This is a genomic window from Bacillus sp. FJAT-45037 (assembly GCF_002797325.1).
In the GTDB taxonomy this organism is placed as follows: Bacteria; Bacillota; Bacilli; order Bacillales; family Bacillaceae_D; genus Alkalihalophilus.
Map to the genome: position 1 here is coordinate 793,607 of NZ_KZ454938.1, position 19,386 is coordinate 812,992.

General features: G+C 38.5%; 23 protein-coding genes and 1 pseudogene. 19 read left to right on the forward strand and 5 right to left on the reverse strand.

Annotated elements, in window-relative coordinates; translation table 11 throughout:
- Positions 1–45: 45 nt before the first annotated feature.
- The 4 genes from CDZ88_RS03960 to CDZ88_RS03975 form a co-directional block, all read right to left on the reverse strand.
- Positions 46–966 (reverse strand): iron-hydroxamate ABC transporter substrate-binding protein, encoded by a 921-nt coding sequence (locus CDZ88_RS03960; RefSeq protein ID WP_100372302.1) that lies wholly within the window; start codon positions 964–966, stop codon positions 46–48.
- Positions 914–1,762 (reverse strand): ABC transporter ATP-binding protein, encoded by an 849-nt coding sequence (locus tag CDZ88_RS03965; protein WP_100374589.1) that lies wholly within the window; start codon positions 1,760–1,762, stop codon positions 914–916. Before CDZ88_RS03965 ends, CDZ88_RS03960 begins: the two co-directional genes overlap by 53 nt.
- A 207-nt stretch (positions 1,763–1,969) precedes the next feature.
- The gene (locus tag CDZ88_RS03970; protein ID WP_100372303.1) at positions 1,970–2,164 is read right to left on the reverse strand and encodes a helix-turn-helix transcriptional regulator; all 195 of its coding nucleotides are present in this window, start codon (positions 2,162–2,164) and stop codon (positions 1,970–1,972) included.
- 4 nt (positions 2,165–2,168) lie between these two features.
- Positions 2,169–2,681, reverse strand: coding sequence for a DUF6773 family protein (locus CDZ88_RS03975; protein WP_232718550.1), 513 nt, complete (start codon positions 2,679–2,681; stop codon positions 2,169–2,171).
- A 403-nt stretch (positions 2,682–3,084) separates the two neighbouring features.
- Between CDZ88_RS03975 and CDZ88_RS03980 the strand changes: the two genes are divergently transcribed.
- From CDZ88_RS03980 to CDZ88_RS17325, 15 genes and pseudogenes are all read left to right on the forward strand, one after another.
- Entirely contained in the window at positions 3,085–3,468 is a 384-nt protein-coding gene (locus CDZ88_RS03980) for a hypothetical protein (RefSeq protein ID WP_100372305.1), read from the forward strand.
- A 67-nt stretch (positions 3,469–3,535) separates the two neighbouring features.
- Positions 3,536–4,315, forward strand: coding sequence for a DnaD domain-containing protein (locus CDZ88_RS03985; RefSeq protein WP_100372306.1), 780 nt, complete (start codon positions 3,536–3,538; stop codon positions 4,313–4,315).
- A gap of 177 nt (positions 4,316–4,492) precedes the next feature.
- Positions 4,493–4,741 (forward strand): AbrB/MazE/SpoVT family DNA-binding domain-containing protein, encoded by a 249-nt coding sequence (locus CDZ88_RS03990; RefSeq protein ID WP_100372307.1) that lies wholly within the window; start codon positions 4,493–4,495, stop codon positions 4,739–4,741.
- A gap of 1 nt (position 4,742) precedes the next feature.
- Positions 4,743–5,139 (forward strand): annotated as a pseudogene (locus tag CDZ88_RS03995) (type II toxin-antitoxin system death-on-curing family toxin).
- Between the two features lie 325 nt (positions 5,140–5,464).
- Complete coding sequence (locus tag CDZ88_RS04000; RefSeq protein WP_100372308.1) at positions 5,465–6,604, forward strand: sensor histidine kinase; 1,140 nt, start codon at positions 5,465–5,467, stop codon at positions 6,602–6,604.
- Positions 6,601–7,233 carry a response regulator gene (locus CDZ88_RS04005; protein ID WP_100372309.1) on the forward strand — a complete coding sequence of 211 codons (633 nt, stop codon included), beginning with the start codon at positions 6,601–6,603 and terminating at the stop codon, positions 7,231–7,233. Before CDZ88_RS04000 ends, CDZ88_RS04005 begins: the two co-directional genes overlap by 4 nt.
- 120 nt (positions 7,234–7,353) lie before the next feature.
- On the forward strand, positions 7,354–8,286 hold the full coding sequence (locus CDZ88_RS04010; protein WP_100372310.1) for an ABC transporter ATP-binding protein: 933 nt from the start codon (positions 7,354–7,356) through the stop codon (positions 8,284–8,286).
- A 10-nt stretch (positions 8,287–8,296) separates the two neighbouring features.
- Positions 8,297–9,571, forward strand: a complete 1,275-nt coding sequence (locus CDZ88_RS04015) for an ABC transporter permease (protein WP_100372311.1) — start codon at positions 8,297–8,299, stop codon at positions 9,569–9,571.
- A gap of 2 nt (positions 9,572–9,573) precedes the next feature.
- The gene (locus tag CDZ88_RS04020) at positions 9,574–10,677 is read left to right on the forward strand and encodes an ABC transporter permease (RefSeq protein ID WP_100372312.1); all 1,104 of its coding nucleotides are present in this window, start codon (positions 9,574–9,576) and stop codon (positions 10,675–10,677) included.
- A 178-nt stretch (positions 10,678–10,855) separates the two neighbouring features.
- A complete protein-coding gene (locus CDZ88_RS04025; protein ID WP_100372313.1) occupies positions 10,856–11,113 on the forward strand; it encodes a hypothetical protein in 258 nt (85 codons plus the stop codon).
- A gap of 124 nt (positions 11,114–11,237) precedes the next feature.
- Positions 11,238–11,981, forward strand: a complete 744-nt coding sequence (locus CDZ88_RS04030) for a Fic family protein (RefSeq protein WP_100372314.1) — start codon at positions 11,238–11,240, stop codon at positions 11,979–11,981.
- 224 nt (positions 11,982–12,205) lie between these two features.
- Entirely contained in the window at positions 12,206–12,586 is a 381-nt protein-coding gene (locus CDZ88_RS04035) for a hypothetical protein (protein ID WP_100372315.1), read from the forward strand.
- Positions 12,587–12,793: 207 nt separating this feature from the next.
- On the forward strand, positions 12,794–13,789 hold the full coding sequence (locus CDZ88_RS04040; RefSeq protein WP_100372316.1) for an ATP-binding cassette domain-containing protein: 996 nt from the start codon (positions 12,794–12,796) through the stop codon (positions 13,787–13,789).
- Positions 13,789–14,631: an ABC transporter permease gene (locus CDZ88_RS04045; RefSeq protein ID WP_100372317.1), complete on the forward strand. Its 843-nt coding sequence runs from the start codon at positions 13,789–13,791 to the stop codon at positions 14,629–14,631. The genes CDZ88_RS04040 and CDZ88_RS04045 overlap by 1 nt, the downstream gene beginning before the upstream one ends.
- 79 nt (positions 14,632–14,710) lie before the next feature.
- Positions 14,711–14,872: a hypothetical protein gene (locus CDZ88_RS17325; protein WP_157796467.1), complete on the forward strand. Its 162-nt coding sequence runs from the start codon at positions 14,711–14,713 to the stop codon at positions 14,870–14,872.
- A 365-nt stretch (positions 14,873–15,237) separates the two neighbouring features.
- On the opposite strand, the gene CDZ88_RS04055 is transcribed toward CDZ88_RS17325, so the two are convergent.
- A complete protein-coding gene (locus CDZ88_RS04055; protein WP_157796468.1) occupies positions 15,238–15,981 on the reverse strand; it encodes a hypothetical protein in 744 nt (247 codons plus the stop codon).
- A 373-nt stretch (positions 15,982–16,354) separates the two neighbouring features.
- Here CDZ88_RS04055 and CDZ88_RS04065 point away from each other — a divergent pair, with 373 nt between their 5' ends.
- From CDZ88_RS04065 to CDZ88_RS04080, 4 genes are read left to right on the forward strand one after another with little or no spacing between them, the layout of a single operon-like run.
- The gene (locus CDZ88_RS04065; protein ID WP_157796469.1) at positions 16,355–18,304 is read left to right on the forward strand and encodes a hypothetical protein; all 1,950 of its coding nucleotides are present in this window, start codon (positions 16,355–16,357) and stop codon (positions 18,302–18,304) included.
- On the forward strand, positions 18,297–18,560 hold the full coding sequence (locus CDZ88_RS04070; protein ID WP_100372321.1) for a zf-HC2 domain-containing protein: 264 nt from the start codon (positions 18,297–18,299) through the stop codon (positions 18,558–18,560). Before CDZ88_RS04065 ends, CDZ88_RS04070 begins: the two co-directional genes overlap by 8 nt.
- The gene (locus CDZ88_RS04075; RefSeq protein ID WP_100372322.1) at positions 18,561–19,079 is read left to right on the forward strand and encodes an RNA polymerase sigma factor; all 519 of its coding nucleotides are present in this window, start codon (positions 18,561–18,563) and stop codon (positions 19,077–19,079) included.
- Positions 19,076–19,372, forward strand: a complete 297-nt coding sequence (locus CDZ88_RS04080) for an anti-sigma factor family protein (protein ID WP_100372323.1) — start codon at positions 19,076–19,078, stop codon at positions 19,370–19,372. Before CDZ88_RS04075 ends, CDZ88_RS04080 begins: the two co-directional genes overlap by 4 nt.
- Positions 19,373–19,386: the final 14 nt, after the last annotated feature.

Consider the following 19,386-nt stretch of genomic DNA (forward strand, 5'->3'; position numbering starts at 1 on the left):
TTTATAAAGTAATAGGAGGAATCTTCGTCGATTCCTCCCAATTTATTAGTTGCTGCTTAGAAAACTCTCTGTGAAAAAGTCTAATTGGAAGTCTAGCGTGATCGGATCGTTGAAATAAAACTCAGAAGCATTTGCTGTGAAGACACGCTCATTTGCCACAGCAGGAATGTTTTTGTATGTGTCTGTTTCTTGATAAGCTGTATCGACACCATCAGAACTAACAATCATATAATCTCCCGCATATTCAGGTAATACCTCAACCGATAAGGCATAGTAACCTTCATTTAACGCCATTTCTTCGACTTTCTCTGGCATCGCAAGTTCCATTTCTTGATAAAGAATTTCGGTTCCACGGCCCCAGTTATCGCCAAACACGTAAAGCTGTTTGTCAAAGTTCTCCACGACAGTGACTGTGGCATCCTCACCAATTTTTTCTTTTACTTCTTCGCCAGATGCTTGGGCACGCTCTTTAAAGTCATCGACCCAAGCTTGTGCTTCTTCTTCTTTATTTAACAGCTTGCCGATTTCAACATGCTGCGAGAGGTAATCCAATTCACCGTATGTGTAGGTGACCGTTGGTGCAATTTCACCTAGTTTATCTAGGTTATTGTTTGTCGGAGCGGCAATGATTAAATCAGGATCAAGTTCAATAATTTTTTCTAAGCTTTCATCTGTTACTTCCTCAGCATCCTCAATATAAGGCGCATAACGTTCGTTCATTTTGGCCCAAGAATCGACCGCGACAATATTTACATCCAATGCCATGACACTTCCTGCATTAAATGATGATAAGACAACGACACGCTGTGGATCAGCTGGAACTTCAATCGGGCCGTTTTCTGATTCATAAGTAAACGTTCCTGCTTGTTCTTCTTCTGCTGGTGACGTTTCTTCTGAGTTACTGCCGCAAGCACTAATTAGTAGCACTAAGAGCATAAGGAACGGAATGATGACTGTTTTTTTCATGGTTGGTTTCTCCTTTGATTAAGTTATATGTGACACACATTGGTTTTTGGGTGATCGGATCTCGGCCGATAAGAGCATCAATGCCAAACACCTTTTGCAATACATCATTTCTAATCACTTCTTCACATGTACCTGACTGAACGATCTCCCCGTCTTTTAGGGCAACGATGTGATCAGCAAAACGAGCAGCTTGATTCAAGTCATGCAGCACCATCACAATCGTCCGGCCTTGTTCTTTGTTTAATTGTTGCAAAAGCTCAAGTACTTCTAGCTGATGCGCCATATCAAGATAGGTCGTCGGCTCATCAAGAAAAATGATCTCCGTGTCCTGCGCAAGGGCCATCGCAATCCAGACACGCTGACGTTGACCACCGGATAGGGCATCGACCGAACGATATTTATAATCAATCGTCCCTGTGACCGTTAGCGCCCAATTAACCTTCTCGATGTCTTTTTGCGTTAGTCGTCCAAATCCTTTTTGATAGGGGAAGCGACCATATGAGACAAGCTCTCCAACGGTTAAACCGCTTGCACTTTCAGGTGTTTGCGGTAAGGTAGCCATTTGTTTGGCAAGATCTTTGGTATTTCTTGTAAAAATACTCTCGCCATCTAAAATGACGTTACCAGATTGTGAGGAGATCACCCTCGTAATCGCTTTTAACAACGTCGATTTTCCGCAGCCGTTCGGGCCGATAATCGTTGTGATCTTCTTATCAGGAATTTCAGTACTCAAGTTTTTCACAATCAATTTCTCACCGTAACCAATACTCAAATCATCTGTATATAAGCGGTTCATCATATGTATCCTCCAATCTCTCCTTCTAATTGAAAATAATTATCAATATCATTTATGATTATTACTATAAAACCAATTGAGAAAGCTGTCAATGATTTTTTGAGAGAAAAGTAGGGGGAGAGGTTGAAAGGAGAGTGCTTATAAAAAACGCAAAAGAGAATGCAGTAGCTGCATTCTCTTTTGTAATGTCTACAATTAAATGACGTGTTACTCTTCCCAAAACAATTCATCTAATGTCTTCTCTAATGTCTTACAGATGGCAAGGCATAAATTTAACGTTGGGTTATATTTCCCTGCTTCAATGAGACCGATTGTTTGTCTGGTGACTCCGACTTTTTTAGCCAGGTCTTCCTGTGAGAGGTCATGTTCGATTCGAGCCAGTTTTAATCGTATATTTTTCATCTAATCACTTGCCTTTGTTTTCATCTAATTGCTGTTGATTGATTTGATCACTCTTCTTTTTGGCGGCGGTGTGAGTGACCCATGTGAATAAAATAAAGAACGGAGCGTAGAAAAATAGGGACACTGCAAATACAAGAGCAAAGTAAGAAATGGCTTGCTGGGTGCCCTCTGCATAGTTGATGGCACTGTTCGTTGCGAAAATGAGCGCGAATACGATACCAAAAGCAAGACCACCATAAAAGTTCTTCTTGCTTCGATTCATTTTGCTATGAGTATCATGTAATTCGACTTCATCAGAGTAGATCCCTAAATAAGTTGATCTGACTAAATAATAGATAGAGGCACCAAGCAGAATGAGAAATTCAGTTAATACGACTTGCAGAGATACTTCGATTGTCAAATATTTCACTACTACTGAGACTAGCGCGATCAGCATAACAAGATGATACATTTCTCGATAAATTTTATTTTGCATATTCGTTACACGTTCATCGACAGGCTTCTTCTTCCATAACATCAAATCAAACACCTCCAAAATTTGTATACTGTTTATTATACAGTATATTTTACAATATGCAATATATAGTTTGCATTATGATTATTATAGTTTGCTTTTTTATAAACAACTGTACTATTTATTTCTTAAATTAAAAAGCTAATTAGCCTTAACTTGGAGTGAATACTTTAAACGCCCAGAATTACTAGCAAACTCAATCCTGATGTTGTTCTCTAATATAATCTTTTCGAAAACGACCATTTCTCCCAAACACCCTCCTCCACTTCGATCAAACTCACAGTTTGCTCTAGGACAAAACGTCTGTTTGAGCTCTTTGGACCCTTTCATTTTGCCTTTTTGCGAAGATGAACCTTCTTTGGCTGTACGGTACGCTATGCCTATCAAATGATAGGAGGAAGGTAACATGAAGACACGCGATTGTCAGTTATATGCGCAACTAAATCACTTCGCAACAAAGGGGGAGTTTCAAGAAGCAGTGGGACTGCACTTAGCCCTTTATTCAGAGAAATTTACAACAGGCGAGCGGATCGCACTAGATCACTTGATTCGCATAAGCAGCGTAAATCATGGTGTAGCGGAGTTGAGAATTTGTAAATTGGTTAAAGCAACACATGACGGCAAACAAGGGATTTCTCGGTCGACCTTTGCACGAATGCTAAGGAAAGCTCAGGAGTTAAAAATTATTGAGATCCATCACACGATTCGTGAAAACGGAGGGTATGGTGCTAGCATTTATAGTTTTCAACCGTTTAACAGGCACTTTAGGAGAGGCAATCGATGCTCCTAGCCACTACATTTTGATGTATCGATGCTCTACTCTCAAAAAATAATCCAACGAATCTAGGAGGATCTCGATGAATTACGAACAACAACTGAATGCATTTTATGATCAATTAGAGACTAAGCCGCTTAGCGCAGCTGGAATTGCAGTTTGGCATGCGTTGATGCAAGTGTACAAAAAAGCAGGGTGGAAGACGCCCTTTACAGTAGCGGTTTCAGTGGTGACAATAAAAGCTGGTATCTCCGAACGCCATTTTTACTTAGTGAGACAAGAACTAGTGGAAAAAGGCTATCTAACGTATGAAAGTAGAAAAGGGAGACAGGCGGCCATCTATTTTTTAACCGCGTTGACTGAACCTTATACACACAATACAGCAGTCAACCGTACCTACAACGCAGACAATTCTACAGCCAAGTCTACGCACATCTCCACACACAACCGTTCCCCATTAGTTAATGAACTTAATAATAAAGAACTTAATAAAGATATAAATAACAATAACAACCCATTTCGTTTTTACGAGGAAAATGGTTTCGGAATGCTTTCACCGTTTATCTCCGAATCCATCAATGCGTGGTTGATCGATCATACCTTTAGAGAGCCTGAAGCGGTTTTAATTGAAGCTATGAAAATCGCTTTAATGCAAAATGTGAGAACGTGGAATTATGTGAGGAAGGTTCTCCAAGACTGGAGTGAAAAAGGAATTCAAACCGTAGCCGACGTCCAAGCAGAGCAAGAGAGAAGGAAACTAAAAGTAGCAACCCATCACACGAAGAAAACCGGAAAACAAGCTCAAGTCCCCACTAACCGCAGCAATTCCAGCGACTATCCAAGCTATGATTTCGGATTTTAATATCGCGATGTTCTAGGGTGCCTGTCACCAATTATTTTAAGTTGTAATGGAAAGAGGAATTGACACCGGAAAATTCAGGTACTTATCTACTTCTTATCATATAATGTTGTTGTAACGGTTATAATTTTAAATTGCTGTGTGTAAAATAAGAGCTAAAAAGATGGAGTTGGGCGATATATGTCAAAGAAAATGCAGCGAAAGGTGACCAAAATTGGAAACAGTTTGGGGGTTACGTTATCAGATGCACTAAAGGCAATTGATGCGAAGGCTGGGGACAATCTGATTGTGGATGTGGTTGGCGATGAGATCCGTTTAAGAAAGAAGAGAGAAGAGGTACCAGCAAGGATTGACGCAGGATTTTTAGAGATGGTTGGCGAAGGGATGCAAGAATACGATGAAGCATTTAAAATGCTAAAGGACCGTTGATATGACACGTTATTTATCCGAGCGTGAGGTATCTATGCTAAATGTTTACCAAATAAAGACGTATTCACCAAAAGAACAAATTGGCATAAAAGATTTGACGTTGCTTGAATCTACAGTCAACTGACCAAAGCAGTCTGCCTTTGAAGAAGACGCATATCCAGAAACGTTTACAAAGGCGGCAGCTCTTTTTCAATCATTGGCTCAAAACCATGCTTTCCATAATGCTAATAAACGAACTGCCTTGCACTCTTTAGTGACTTTTTTTGAAATTGAATGGTTACAATTTAACAATGACACAGCAGAAAGCCGTTGATTTTACGGTTGATGTTGTAAACCATTATTATCACTTTGATGAGATCGTTTCATATATAAGAGAAAATAGTGCAGAAAGAGTGTAACTGATTGATGCTACGTATTAGTCCTACATTTAATTCTAAAGCCAAAGAGCATCCTTTTTAAGGTTGCTCTTTTGTTTAAGTCACAATAAAGAACTTAAATACCTTTTTGTCATTCACCAATGGACTAAACTATTGATCTATTAAGCTTTATAGAGGGCCAGACACCGGAATTCCTTGGATATGCATTCAATAAGATGCAATGGGCGATTAATTGAATATTTTATACATCTTTCCAATCTTTTGATTTTAATTTATAGTTTTAAATGGAATAGAAATTCATTAAATTAGTTGTTATATGATAAGGATTTTTGAAGGAGGTGTATGGATGCCATCTTATTGGGCTTGGCTTGTTTTATTAAGTGTTTCTTGGGTGATGGCTTTGAATCAACTACACGTATCTTCCTCGGAAATGGCTGTTCGTCTAGTCTGTAGTGCAGCTTTCTTCGGTTTCTATTTTCTTTCTTCTCTTCTAAAGAAAAATCAAATGTTCTTTTTGCTAAACATGATTGCTGCAGCGGTTTTTGTGATGATTAGTTTGTGGCCAACTTCTAGCACAAATGTAGATTTATATCTTCTACTTATTTATTCATTGCTTGTAGGGAAGGTGATCATGACCATTTCGCCTCGGTATGTAGCTGTCTACGGAATATTATTAGTCATTCTATCTTTTATTCCTTACTTTTTAGGTTACCACTCCACATCTCCTTCTTTTCTACTATTATTGGTTGTGTTGATAAGTGTAGCTTTCTATTCCTTCCTAACAATTTATAGTGATCGTGAAGCAACGCTTGTTCGGAATGAGGCTTTCCTTAGCGAGTATAGGAAAATGAAACGTCGAATAGCAAGCGATGAAAAGGCAGCGAGGCAAGAGGAAAGAACGCAGATTGCAAGAGATATACATGATTCAGTAGGGCATAAACTAACAGCATTGATGATGCAGCTTGAAGTAGCTAGACTGCAGGCAGATGAACCAACAGCTTCTAAGCTTTCTGAATTAAAAGAGTTAGCGAAAGAAAGTTTAGAGGAAACTAGAAGTGCTGTAAAGGCCTTACAGCTAGATGAGGTTGGGGGATTGCCTGCTATTATTAACCTTATCCGTAAGCTCGAAGCGGAGAATTTCTTGCGAATCCAATTTTCACTTAAGCCAGGAGTATTTTCTGCACCATTAGGTAACGAGCAAATGATTGTCATCTATAGAGCGGTTCAAGAAGCATTAACGAATATGATGAGACATAGTGAGGGGCGTGATGTAACCATTTTATTTGAAGCTCCTGCTCAAGAGGTATTTCGGTTTGAAGTGATTAATCCGCTTAAACAAGAAAAAACGTTTACTGAGGGATTTGGTTTACTCGCGATGCGAGAGCGGATTGAGAAAGTTGGTGGTAACCTTGATGTCTATCAAGCAAATCAGCAATTTATTGTACGTGGAGCGTTGCCGTTACATCAAAGGGGGGAAAAGAAGTGATACGAATCTTGTTAGTTGAAGATCAAGGGATGGTCAGGCAAGGGTTGAAAATGATGATCGAAACCGACCCTGAACTCCGTGTCGCAGGGGAAGCAGCAAATGGGCAAGAAGCCCTGACGTTATGTGAGTCCAATCATTATGATTTGATTATTATGGATATCCGGATGCCCATTATGGATGGATTAGAAGCAATGAAAATCATTCATAAGCGAAAAATAGACCAGAAAGTATTGATTCTAACGACTTTTAATGATGATGAATATGCTCTTCAAGCCTTACGTAACGGTGCGAGAGGTTATATGTTAAAAGATGCCGATGCAAAGGAGTTAATCCGAGCTATACGCAGTTGTTTAGCAGGAGGCATGTCACTTGAAGAACATGTGGCAGCAAAGGTCATGCCAAAATTAATTAAGCAATCAGAGAAATCTGATGTAGATTCTTCTATTACAACTAGAGAGTTAGCTATTATGAAGCTTGTTGGAGAAGGGCTAAGCAACAAAGAAATTGCAGAAGAGCTTTACTTATCAATTGGTACGATAAAAAATAACATCAGCAACATCCTCGACAAGTTACAATTAAGAGACAGAACGCAGCTTGCTATATACGCGATACGACATAATGTTGTTTGAAATAGTGACTCAAGTCATGGTTTCTAACATAATAAATGACTGAAGGCAGTGGGTACACTGTCTTTTTCTTTATATACTGTTCTTATAAAGTTCGGGCAAAAGGCTGAGGAGGGATGTTTCATGCTAGAAACAGAGGCACTAAAGAAAGTATTTAAAAGTAAGATTGCGGTTGATGAGGTTAGTTTATATTTAGATCAAGGGGAGTCGGTTGGACTTCTAGGACCTAATGGAGCGGGAAAGTCGACGACGATTTCGATGATTTCAACTTTAGTGAAGCCAACATCAGGAGAGGTATATTTAAAGGGGGAAAGTGTCCTTAAAGATCCTGTGCGTATGAGGAAAATATTAGGGATTGTTCCGCAAGAAATTGCCTTATACACAGAGCTTACAGCATATGAGAATTTAAAATTCTTCGGTAGGATCTACGGATTACGTGGAAAAAAATTAGAGAAGCGAATCCAAGAAGTACTAGAGATTGTCGGCCTTGATGGAAGGCAAAAGGATATTGTCAAAACCTATTCAGGCGGGATGCAACGTCGGATTAATATGGCTGCTGCGATGCTGCACGAGCCAGAAATTCTTATTATGGATGAACCAACTGTAGGGATTGATCCACAATCACGTAGTCACATTTTAGAGACCGTTAGACTTTTAAATGAAGAAAAGGGATTAACTGTGCTCTATACGAGCCATTACATGGAAGAAGTAGAACGACTGTGTGACCGGGTCTACATCATGGATCATGGCCAAGTCATAGCAACGGGTACGAAAGAAGAATTGAAAGGGATTCTATCTGGAGAAGAGACGATCGTCATTGAATTAGATCGTCCTTATCCTTCATTTGCAGAAGAGTTAAAAGCACATGATGAAATTAAACAAATTGTAGAGTCTGAAAGAGAGATAAAACTTATTGTTCCAAAAGGTAGCCGACTATTAGCGAGTGTTTTCCAAGCAGCAGAACGTCATCAAACACAAATCTTGAATGTAAATGTTCAAATTCCTACATTAGAGGATGTTTTCTTACACTTAACCGGAAGAAAACTCAGAGATTAGGAGGGGTCACATGGGTACATTTTTGAAAAAAGATCTTCTTGTTCTTTTACGTGACCGAACAGAATTAATTGTTCTTCTTGCCATGCCGTTAATCTTATTAACGATTCTAGGCTTTGCCTTACGAGGGTTACTTGGCGGAGACACAGAAGCATTGAATATGACCGTTGCTCTTGTTTCTCATGATGAGGAAGAGCTAGGTATCGAGCAATTTATAAACGAACTCGAGGATAGTACTCTGCCAGATGAAGCGGTAGATGGCATTAGTGAGGTTGCCATAACACAAACTCCCTTACACACGCTCGAACAATTTCTTAATGATGAGTCTATTAGGAATATGGTAGAGGTAATAGAGATGAGCGAGGAACAAGCCGATACAGAGCTATCTACAGGGGAAATAACGGCAATCTTTATTGTTCCTGAAGACTTTACGTATAACACGATGCAAAAAATGTATTTAAACAGTGGCGAGGGAAGCGAATTTTCGATGATCGTAGAAGAGTATTCGTTACAAGCCAATATCTTTCGTAATATCATCAATAGTTTCATTAGTACGTTCAATTTTGAGACCGCTATTTCACTTGCCTCACAAGGGGGAGAAGGATTCGAAGGAAGTGAGGAGGTTTCACAAGAAATTGGAGGAGTTGAGACCCTTTCTGCCAATGAGCCAGTAACCTCTTTTCAATATTACACCATCGGAATGGCTGTTATGTTCGTGTTATATGTAAGTTCCACACTTGCAAGCAAAGCTTATGTAGAAAAACAGCAGCATGTTTTTGATCGAATTATATTATCAGGTACACATCCGTTCTTTTATTTAAGTGGTAAGTTTATTTCTGCAACGGTGATTGGCCTCATTCAATTATTCATTTTATTTGGATTGTCACAGCTGATCTTTGAGCCATTTACGAGCAACTCTTTATCTTTTTGGAGTGGTATGCTATTGATTTCATTCGCACTTGCCATTTGTGTTGGAGGGTTAGCCTCTCTGTTGACATCCATTTCTAATAGATGGGATAGCGACACGTTTTCTAATGTTTTTGCAGGTGGAGTTGTCAGTATCTTTGCCTTTGCAGGTGGGAGTTTCTTTCCGACGTCTGACATGCCTGAAATCATTAGCATGTTCGGTAACTGGACACCAAACGGAGCGGCATTGACGGCATATCTTCAGTGGATGCAAGGGTTTGGGATGATGGAAATATTCCCTTTATTGGTTAGAGTCGTTGTGATAGGGATGATGTCCATACTTATCAGTGTAATGATCTTCCCACATAGGAGGTCTAATTAATTATGACATCGGTATTTTTATTACAATTAAAAAGGTTAAGACGTGCTCCTGTTTTGGTGTTATCATTCTTTTCCTTAACAATTATTTTTGTAGCGGTACTAGCAGGAGGAGGGGGAGATAGTAAAGTAGAGGTGTTAACGTTTTCGGATCAATCCTTGAACAAAGAAGAGGCAATGAGTTGGGTTGAGAGACTTAATGAATCTGATTCGTATGAATTTAATTTGGTCGATGAAGAGGAAGCAATAAAAGCAGTTACCAACCGAAATAAAGGGTTAGCGTTGAAACTATTAGTAGATGACTATCGAATCCTTATTGCGGCGGATGAACCAAGTCGAATGATGGTAGACTCATATATTCAGCAAGTATATCGAGAGGAACTTCGATTAAGGCAGCTCCAAACATCTGAAGCAAACAAACAATTTCGTCAAGAGGTGAGAGAGAACCTTGAGCAACCGGTGCTTAGCTTAAACACGCAAGCAGTGGATGGAGAATCGGGATCGTTTGAATTCAATGAAAGGCTTCATACTCTGTTTGGGATGACGCTGTTTTTTGTTATCTATACAATCTCGTACAGCTTAATGAATGTAGCAGAAGAGAAGCGACTTGGAACTTGGGATCGTCTTATAACGACGCCAGCTAGCAAATCACAGTTGTACATGGGGCATCTTCTCTATTGTTTTCTCATTGGATATTTACAAATCACCCTAATCTTTTTCTTGTTTCATTTTGCTTTTGGAATTGACATTGGAAGTCGTATAGGGACAATACTTCTCATTAATGCTATATATACCTTTACGATTGTCGCAGTTGGAATCCTTCTTTTAGGTCTCGTTCGATCGAGCCAACAACTACAAGCGATCATTCCAATTGTAGCGAGTGGATCAGCGATGCTTGGTGGAGCTTTCTGGCCAATAGAGACGGTCACAAATGAAATTCTTCTGACTCTTTCAAAAGGGATGCCCATTTTTTATGGGTTAGAAGCACTAAAGGGTGCAGCGATCTATGAACGTAGTCTGACTCATTTGATCGAACCACTTTCAATCTTACTATTAATTGGTGTAGTTTGTATGGGTGTTGGAATGAATTTAATGGAGAGACGAAGGTAAGGTCGGTGCCTGTTCAGATTCGGCGTTACTTAAAGAATGAAGATGAATAACGTTTGGAATTCTCCAAGCGTTTTTCCTATGTATTCTCTGACAGTTTTATAGGTTAAGGAATATTGTAATGGGTATATATGTTAAAATGAACCAATAATATGAGAATCAGCGGGGGGGATAATTTGATATGAAAAAGACATTCCAAGTTATGTATGAAGGTCATAAAATTGAGATAGAGAATAGTTGGTTTAATGGTGAAAAGCTTTATATCGACGGTCAGTTACAGGATCAGAACCTCGGATTGGCATTAAGAGCTTCTTTAACAGGGGTGCTTGTTAATGATAATGGGGAGAGAAAAGCAATTAAGGTTACGATTGGCGGTACTTTTAGAATCCACTGTAAAGTATTTGTTGATCATAAGTTGATATTCCCTCGGGAGGTTTAAAGGTTGTCTGGCCTGCTGGGTGCACTTATCAAATGTGGTATAATTAAGGACCAACAAAAACAGTCATTATCGATGATAAGCATAATAGATTCGGGAGATTCTTAAGGATGGGCAGGTGTATGAAATGACTAGATTTAACACAATTGATCAGTTGAAAACCGAGCTTGACAGTTACAGACCGCTACCTTCAGCCGCAGTAAAAAACCTTCAAGACGTGTACCGGGTTGAGTGGACGTATAACTCCAACGCCATTGAAGGAAATACCCTTTCACTAGTGGAAACAAAAGTGGTCATTGAAGAGGGGTTGACCATCGGGGGGAAAAAGCTTCAGGAGCACTTTGAAGTCATTAACCATGCTGAAGCGATCAGCTTTGTTGAAGAGCAAGTTCAAAAGAGCGAGTCTTTGACTGAGCGAACAGTAAAAGATATACATTATCTCATCCTTAAGAATATAGATAACGAAAATGCGGGTAAATATAGATCCATTAACGTTCGAATTTCAGGTAGCGAGCACACCCCTCCTCACTTCTTAATGATAGATGAAGAAATGGCAAAGCTGTTTACCTGGTACGAGCAAAATAAAGACGCAATGCATCCGGTTGAACTTGCAGCAAGGTTTCACTTTCAGTATGTGTATATTCACCCGTTTTCGGATGGGAATGGGAGAACAGCCAGGCTCCTAATGAATCTTATTTTACTAAGCCATGGTTATCCGCCCGCTATTGTAAAGGCTGAAAACAGCCAAAGGCTTGAATATTATAAAACTCTTGAAATCGCTAGTGTCAAAAAAGAACTGGAACCGTTTATCGATTTAATTGCAGGCTGCGTTCAAGATAGCCTTAACAACTATTTAAATGTCATTAAATAAATGAGACAAAGGCTCCTTCTTTAATGCTTAGGAGCCTTTATCCTTTAAGCAATAAATAGTGGTTTTGAAGCAGAGAGATTAACATCAGCTTTTTGGAAGCTACTATTAATGGATATTACTCATTATCTGTCTGTAAAAGAAGCCTCAACCAATAAATTCTTAACGTTATTTATTTTGTCATGTAAGTGCTGAAGTGGACATTTTATGGTTTTGGAGGGGTTATATTGAAATTTAAATTCTTTTTATTATTAACTGTAATGTTTATGTTCTTAGTTGGATGCTCGTCAACCACAACCTTGAATCAGATATTAGATGTTGAGGAGACTGATGTAGAGTCTATTGAAGTCTGGGAACTAAATGCGAATGAAGAAGTTGAAATTACCGACGATGAAACTAAAGAGGATTTATTAGTTCATTTAATGAATATGTCTATGAAAAAAACAGGTAATCTGGATGAAGTCGTGACTGATGAGTTGTATAAAATCTTTCTAAGAGGTCCGCGCAAAGAGTTTACCATCTACAGTGACAATACAGCAAGTGTAAATCAACAATATTATGTGCTTGAAGATTTTGATATGTCCGTTTTAGAATCGTTTTTCGAGTAATAATGGTGCCTAAATGCACATAAACCTGCCAAGTATAAATTAAATAAGAGTATTTAAGTAGTGGACTGTTCTCGATATTTTATAGGGATAGACCGTGGATCTTTGATGCCTGTTTCCCAGTTTACGATCGTTGTAATAGGCAGAGGGACTGACACTAGGTTTCGAAGTAAGGTTTTATTAATTAATACATTTGAGAGGGTGAGGCTTATGAGTATAAATAAGCAAACAGAACAATCCACCAATTTGGCGGTTGAGGCGAAGGGGCTTGTGAAGGTATTCGGTGACCACCGTGCAGTTGATGGTGTTGATTTGTCGATTCCAAGAGGAACGGTCTATGGCTTTCTAGGGCCGAACGGGGCAGGGAAGACAACGACGATTCGCATGCTTGCCACATTACTTCAACCAGACGAGGGGTCGGCACGTATTTTTGGTCATGATTTAGTGAAAGAAACAGATGCCGTCAAAAGTCATATTAGTCTGACTGGTCAATATGCATCGATTGATGAAGATTTAACCGGTGTTGAGAATCTCGTGATGATTGCAAGATTAATGGGTTACTCAAAAAAAGAGGCCAAAGGGAGAGCGAACGAATTGCTAAGTGCTTTCGGTCTCGACGAAGCATCAAAAAGGCAAGTGAAAACCTACTCAGGAGGCATGCGTCGCCGTATTGATATTGCGGCAAGTATTGTGGTCACACCTGAGCTCTTATTCCTTGATGAGCCGACGACTGGATTAGATCCGCGCAGCCGCAATCAAGTGTGGGACATTGTCCGTGCTTTAGTGAATGCAGGTACGACGGTGTTACTGACGACACAATATTTAGAGGAAGCCGATCAATTAGCTGATCGAATTGCCGTAATTAATAAGGGGAAGATTATTGCCGAAGGAACGAGCAAAGATTTAAAGGCGTCCGTCGGTACGGGGACGTTAAATGTTGCGCTTCTTGATCCTGAAGATCGAACAAGAGCGATCGAGGTTCTAACACAAAAGCTTGAGGTAACAGTATCCCCTGCTGGTGATGCTTCTTCTCTTACCGCGCAAGTAGCTGATGCTTCTCTAGCAGCAGAGGCCCTTGGAGAATTAGCGAAAGAGAAGATTGGTGTACATAACTTCTCACTCGGTCAGCCTAGTCTAGATGAAGTATTCTTGACGTTGACGGATCAGCCTGAAGATGAAACAAAAGCAAGGGAGGAGGCGCGATGATGATAAATCAAACAACAGAGCCGAAAGAACAAAGCGGCACGGATGCTAAATTACTCGATGCGATTGCCTCACGCAAGCGCCCTGACCGCCCGAGTGCATTATCTTCATCCTTAACCTTCGCCTCACGGGCTATGCTTCGGATTAAACATATCCCTGAGCAACTATTTGATGTGACTGTTTTTCCAATTATTTTTCTATTGATGTTTACGTATTTATTTGGTGGGGCGATTGCTGGCTCTACGAGTGAATATTTGCAATTCCTGCTTCCAGGTATTCTCGTCATGACTGTTTCACAAATTACGATGTACACAGGGATCGACTTGAACAATGATATTCGAAAAGGGATATTTGATCGTTTTCGTACATTACCGATTTGGCTGCCGTCTGCATTAGTTGGAGCACTGCTTGTGGATGCGGTTCGTTACTCGATTGCATCAGCCATTATGATTAGTCTTGGTCTTCTGCTTGGATTTCGACCAGATGGTGGGTTTATCGGGGTGATTGAAGCAGTAGCATTAATCTTATTTTTCTGCTTTAGCTTGTCATGGATCTGGACGACACTTGGATTAATTATGCGTTCTGAAAAATCACTGATGATGGTAAGCATGATGGTACTTTTTCCACTCACCTTTGTCAGCAATGTGTTCGTTGACCCGGAGACTTTACCAGGCTGGTTGGAGAAGTTCGTTGACGTCAACCCGATCTCCCTGCTTGTAACGGCTGTTCGTGGATTGATGCACGGTACCGCGACATTAGAACAAATTGGCTGGGTCTTCTTTGTCTCCATCCTCATTATGGCAATATTCGCTCCACTTACGATGTACTTATACCGTAAGAAGTAAGTATAGGGATTAAATTCCTTGCTGACTTTGGCTTGAGCTTAGCGACTAGTTGTCGTTAAGCTTTTTAGGAGGTGTTTTTATGAAAAAGAGTATATTAATAACAGGTATATCGTCTTTGCTATTATTTTCATTTTCTAATACTACTTGGGCTGAAACGGACACTTATTATGACCCGCCTAAACCAAATTGGGAAGAAATATTTGAAAATATAGAAAGCTATCCTGAAACCGGTGTATCCTAGCCTGACTTTTATAAAAAACGAAGAAGAGAATAAAATTTCAGGGATACAAGTAGGGGCTATTGCAAGGGAAGATACCGTAGACATTTTACTGATGAATAGTGAAGGAGAAATTTCTATATTTTTAGAAAAAGTTAATTTACACCAACAAGGGCTGTCAAGATTATTTGACAATAAAGAAAAGATGAATATAAATAAGAATGATTACTTAATAATGTTGAATAACAGGGGTAACCACATATTGGCAGATGTTAAAACCATTATGGAGAGTGAACCCAATTATTTAACAACGCATGAACAAATAATTAAAATTAGACACTAGTTGAGTAAGTAAGACGAATAACACCTATGCAGCAGAAATAGTCTGTTTAGGTGTTTTTTGTATTACTCATTAATATTTTGTAACTTTTCTTTGAAGTAGTTTTATCGCCAATATCTCTATTTCTTTTACTAACTATATATTTAGACTCACAGTGGCGGCAGGTGAGCTGGTAGAAAGAATAAGTCATATTCTTTTGCTGAGTATGGAACTTTGTAAACATTTGTCTTTCTTCTACAAAAACTTTAAATTTATTAGTATCTTTATCTATAAATAGTGGCTTAACTAGTTTTACATCTTTTAAATAGTCATCAATATCGGAATCAAATAGCCACTGTTCTTCTAAAAAGCCCTTCTTACATTCGTAACAGATTATTCTTCGCCCCATAAAAATAAATAGTGATAAAAAGCTTCCTAACATAAAGAAAACGCCTTCTTTGGGTGATATGAGTATATAATCGGCAAAACTCATTTGAGACTTGAGAGTATTTCCAATGGCTTCATTGTGTATAAAGCCGTCGCTAGAGAAATATGCGACATTGTATTGTATATACATTATTGCAAAGAAACTTATAATTGCTAAAGGTATCCCATATAAAAATTTGGAATAACTAAATGAAGATTTCAAGTTGTTCAATATATAAAAGTAATAGAAAAATGTTGATGTTAGGCCCAAGAAAAGATATCCTTCGTAAGGAAATTTTAAACCTAGTTTTGAAGTCAAAGGTAGGCCAGATATTATAGCAAATAAGATTGAGAGACAGATTGATAAGCCACCAAAGAATAGTGCCAATAGAATGCTCCCCCCATCCATAAATATTTTGTAATTATTAAGGATCTTGAAATTGAAATTAGTATATATTGATAATATTATCATTTTTAACTCTTTTATCAAATTTATTTTTATAAATGATGCACGGTATCGCGACATTTGAACAAAGTGGCTGGGTCTTCTTTGTTTTCATCTTCATTATGGCAATCTTCGCACCACTAACCATGTACTTATATCGAAAGAAGTAAGTAAATTTCTGATTGATTCGGGCTTAACGACTAGTAGTCGTTAAGCTTTTTTTTGTTAAAAAACCCCACATAAATTGAAACTTTTTCAAATCTATATTGTCTATATAATGTGAGCTCATAGAAAATGAAGAGAGAGGTGTGGGGGCGTGGAGGTAATTAGTCGGTTTGTATTACATATAGAGAATTTCTTTTTACTTAGTCATTTCAGTCAATGGATTATTCAGTGGACGATAGCGGGGATTGCTATTTTTTCCTTGGTTACGTTGTGTATGAAAAATACTGATCTGTCCAAATCATCTGTTTATCTAGGGGTTGTTGTTCGATTGGTTTTACTTGTAGGACTGACAGTTGAGATGCTTCATCAAGTGAATGTAACGGAAATATCAGCTGTTTATGTTGAAAGGCAGCCGTCCTTACGACAGTTTCTACACTTTATGTTCTTTGGCTATATAGTTGTTGTTGGTTTTTATTACATTGTGACGATGAATCAGTTAAAGCGAAAAGGAATGTTTTTCACTTTTGATATTGCGGTCCTTAGCTTGCCAGTAATACAACTATTAACGAGCTTCTTTTTTTATGTAGCAAGAGGTGAAATTTACCCGAGTGATGTGCTGGCATACTTAGTTATCTTGATAGGTGTCAGTGCGAGTTTGTATCTATTCTTTGAAAACTTTTGGCGTATATCTTGGAAAAAGGTAGTTGCCTTTTATGGATTTACTATAGGATTTGTTTGTTGGGTGTTCATCATGAATCGAACGGGCCACATGTATGACATTATGGAGTTGACAAATCTATTTACCTTTCTTGCCCTATTACTAACGTTTCATCTTATCGGTAAAAGTAGCCATTTAATAATTAAAAGATTAAAGCAACCATTTATTGTTTTAGTCACTCTACTATTCATTATTTTATCTAATCCCTTTTTAAATCTAGCGGATGTGGCGTTAACCTCGGCCCAATCTGACATCCAACTTCGTTACTTTGAGTCTGCTGAGCTGATCAATGTCGACGAAGCAAAAGAGATCGCTTCAAAGCTAACAAATGATACAGAATTTACAATGAATCAACCAGAAACACAGGATTTTCATAATCGTTATTGGTTTAGGTCAGTGAACTATTCGATAGATATTGATGGAGTTTCGGGAAAAGTGATGAATCTTCATCGCAAAACTGGTCCTATAGGGGACTCGTTAACTGAAGAAGAGTATATTGATCGCTCGTTTGATTATCTAGAAAAAACTGGACGAACGTTAATTGAGCGTTCGCAAATTAATACGGAGGCTAAGCAAGAAGGTGAGCGTTATACGATTCGACTATTCCCTAAAATGACGGATGGCTCGTCATATGGTGAGGATTGGATGCAAACAGAAATTACGTGGGAAAAGGAGTCTGTGGTCCAATTTCATGAACGACTAAACTTGTACAAAGTAGATTCATTACTAGGAGTGCAGATCACAGAAGAGGGCATTGAGAAAACGTTGAAAGAGTGGTATGGATTAATAGGGAAGGAAGTACCTCCTTATGTTATTGATGATGTTCATAATGAATACAGTTATTTACCTGTAAGGATAAGTATTTCAACTAAAGCCGGTGAACGTGTACAAATAGATGGACGCACAGGAGATGTCATTGAATTTCAATTAGATCTTAATGAAGAGATTGAGTTTGACGGAGAAGAAGTAGAAGAGATGATTGTGAAACAGTTAGATTTACATGAGCAAGAGTGGACGCGGAAAAAAAATACTTATTTTTATGAGTGGAGTTTTAATGAGCCTGCTATAGATCAAATTTTCTATGTACATCGATTTAGTTACAGTGAAGTAGCCCCTGCTTTCAACTACAGTAGAGATATTGATTATTTCAACCGACCTAGTGTCAAGGTTTCAGTGGCTAGTAGGAAGGAAGCTTTTGATGTGATTAAAGATGAGCTAGACTATACTCCTTATGCCACGAGATATAGATTGACTCAAGTTGTCGATGATGATGGGTTTGTTCGTTTAGCTTGGTTGATTGTTATTCGACCTTATCAAAAAGCAGAACATCAATTGTATCTTGTTGATATTGAAACAAAAGAATGGGTGGCACTTTATGAATAAGAAGGATGAATGTGTAGTTTTTCGAGATTTGTATGAGTTATATGTGGACGATGAACTCGAAGTTGACTCAAAAGAATGGATGATGAGGCATGAGCAGGCATGTAGTGAATGTGTTATAGGATTAGATAAAAATGAGAGTGAAAGTTTTCATCAGGCAGATAAGGAGAAAATCTGGGGGATACGTATTATGATGACGTTGATGTATGCCCTGTTTATTTTGCTCTCAATCTGGATGTCCGTGTGGTATTTTTGGTAAATGAGTAACTGGAAAACACTAGAAGAATTGTATGCTCTTTATTACGATGAGATCTATACATACTTATTTCAGCGCACTAGAAAAAAGGAGATAGCTCAAGATTTAGCCCAAGATACCTTTATGAAAGCGTTCAAAGGACTAACTTCTTTTTCGGGAAAGTCGAGTATAAAAACATGGCTGTACACGATTGCTCATAACACATTCATTAATTGGTACCGCCGAGAAACGAAATTCATTCATTCACCCATTGAAGAATTGTTCACATTAGAGCAATACACGTATAAGGAGCCGGAAGAAGAATTAGCTTATAAAAATGACCGCGAACAAATGATGCAAGCGATTCATTCATTGAAAGAAGAATATCAAACAGTCATTATTTTGCGTGAATATCAGGAGTTATCCTACGATGAAATTGCTGATATATTGAATTGGAAGTTATCAAAAGTAAAGACGAACATACACCGAGCAAAGTTGGAATTGCGTAAACATATGACCAATAATGGAGGCGAGGTAGAATGAATTGTCATTTAGTAAGAGACCTGTTGCCTCTATATGTTGAAGGCGATTGCAGTGATAGAACCAATCAGTTAATCAAAGAACATTTAACGACTTGTAGGGAATGTCATGAACTCCATGAGTTGATGGAAGAACCTATTCATTTACCAATTGAGGATAAAGAAGAAATGATTGCTCAAAAACCAATCGAATCAACACTTTTTTGGAAGAAATATTACGGTGAATTGTTATGGAGGGGGATCGGGCTATTTCTGATGATCTATGTGGTAGTTGTGCTCATAACCTTATTGCGATAAGAACAGCAGACGAA

Coding starts and splice junctions, on each gene's coding strand:
- CDZ88_RS03960 (WP_100372302.1), bottom strand. CDS start 966: ATGAAAAAAACAGTCATCATTCCGTTCCTTATGCTCTTAGTGCTACTA.
- CDZ88_RS03965 (WP_100374589.1), bottom strand. CDS start 1,762: ATGAACCGCTTATATACAGATGATTTGAGTATTGGTTACGGTGAGAAA.
- CDZ88_RS03970 (WP_100372303.1), bottom strand. CDS start 2,164: ATGAAAAATATACGATTAAAACTGGCTCGAATCGAACATGACCTCTCA.
- CDZ88_RS03975 (WP_232718550.1), bottom strand. CDS start 2,681: ATGTTATGGAAGAAGAAGCCTGTCGATGAACGTGTAACGAATATGCAA.
- CDZ88_RS03980 (WP_100372305.1), top strand. CDS start 3,085: ATGAAGACACGCGATTGTCAGTTATATGCGCAACTAAATCACTTCGCA.
- CDZ88_RS03985 (WP_100372306.1), top strand. CDS start 3,536: ATGAATTACGAACAACAACTGAATGCATTTTATGATCAATTAGAGACT.
- CDZ88_RS03990 (WP_100372307.1), top strand. CDS start 4,493: ATGTCAAAGAAAATGCAGCGAAAGGTGACCAAAATTGGAAACAGTTTG.
- CDZ88_RS04000 (WP_100372308.1), top strand. CDS start 5,465: ATGCCATCTTATTGGGCTTGGCTTGTTTTATTAAGTGTTTCTTGGGTG.
- CDZ88_RS04010 (WP_100372310.1), top strand. CDS start 7,354: ATGCTAGAAACAGAGGCACTAAAGAAAGTATTTAAAAGTAAGATTGCG.
- CDZ88_RS04015 (WP_100372311.1), top strand. CDS start 8,297: ATGGGTACATTTTTGAAAAAAGATCTTCTTGTTCTTTTACGTGACCGA.
- CDZ88_RS04020 (WP_100372312.1), top strand. CDS start 9,574: ATGACATCGGTATTTTTATTACAATTAAAAAGGTTAAGACGTGCTCCT.
- CDZ88_RS04025 (WP_100372313.1), top strand. CDS start 10,856: ATGAAAAAGACATTCCAAGTTATGTATGAAGGTCATAAAATTGAGATA.
- CDZ88_RS04030 (WP_100372314.1), top strand. CDS start 11,238: ATGACTAGATTTAACACAATTGATCAGTTGAAAACCGAGCTTGACAGT.
- CDZ88_RS04040 (WP_100372316.1), top strand. CDS start 12,794: ATGAGTATAAATAAGCAAACAGAACAATCCACCAATTTGGCGGTTGAG.
- CDZ88_RS04045 (WP_100372317.1), top strand. CDS start 13,789: ATGATAAATCAAACAACAGAGCCGAAAGAACAAAGCGGCACGGATGCT.
- CDZ88_RS17325 (WP_157796467.1), top strand. CDS start 14,711: ATGAAAAAGAGTATATTAATAACAGGTATATCGTCTTTGCTATTATTT.
- CDZ88_RS04070 (WP_100372321.1), top strand. CDS start 18,297: ATGAATAAGAAGGATGAATGTGTAGTTTTTCGAGATTTGTATGAGTTA.
- CDZ88_RS04075 (WP_100372322.1), top strand. CDS start 18,561: ATGAGTAACTGGAAAACACTAGAAGAATTGTATGCTCTTTATTACGAT.
- CDZ88_RS04080 (WP_100372323.1), top strand. CDS start 19,076: ATGAATTGTCATTTAGTAAGAGACCTGTTGCCTCTATATGTTGAAGGC.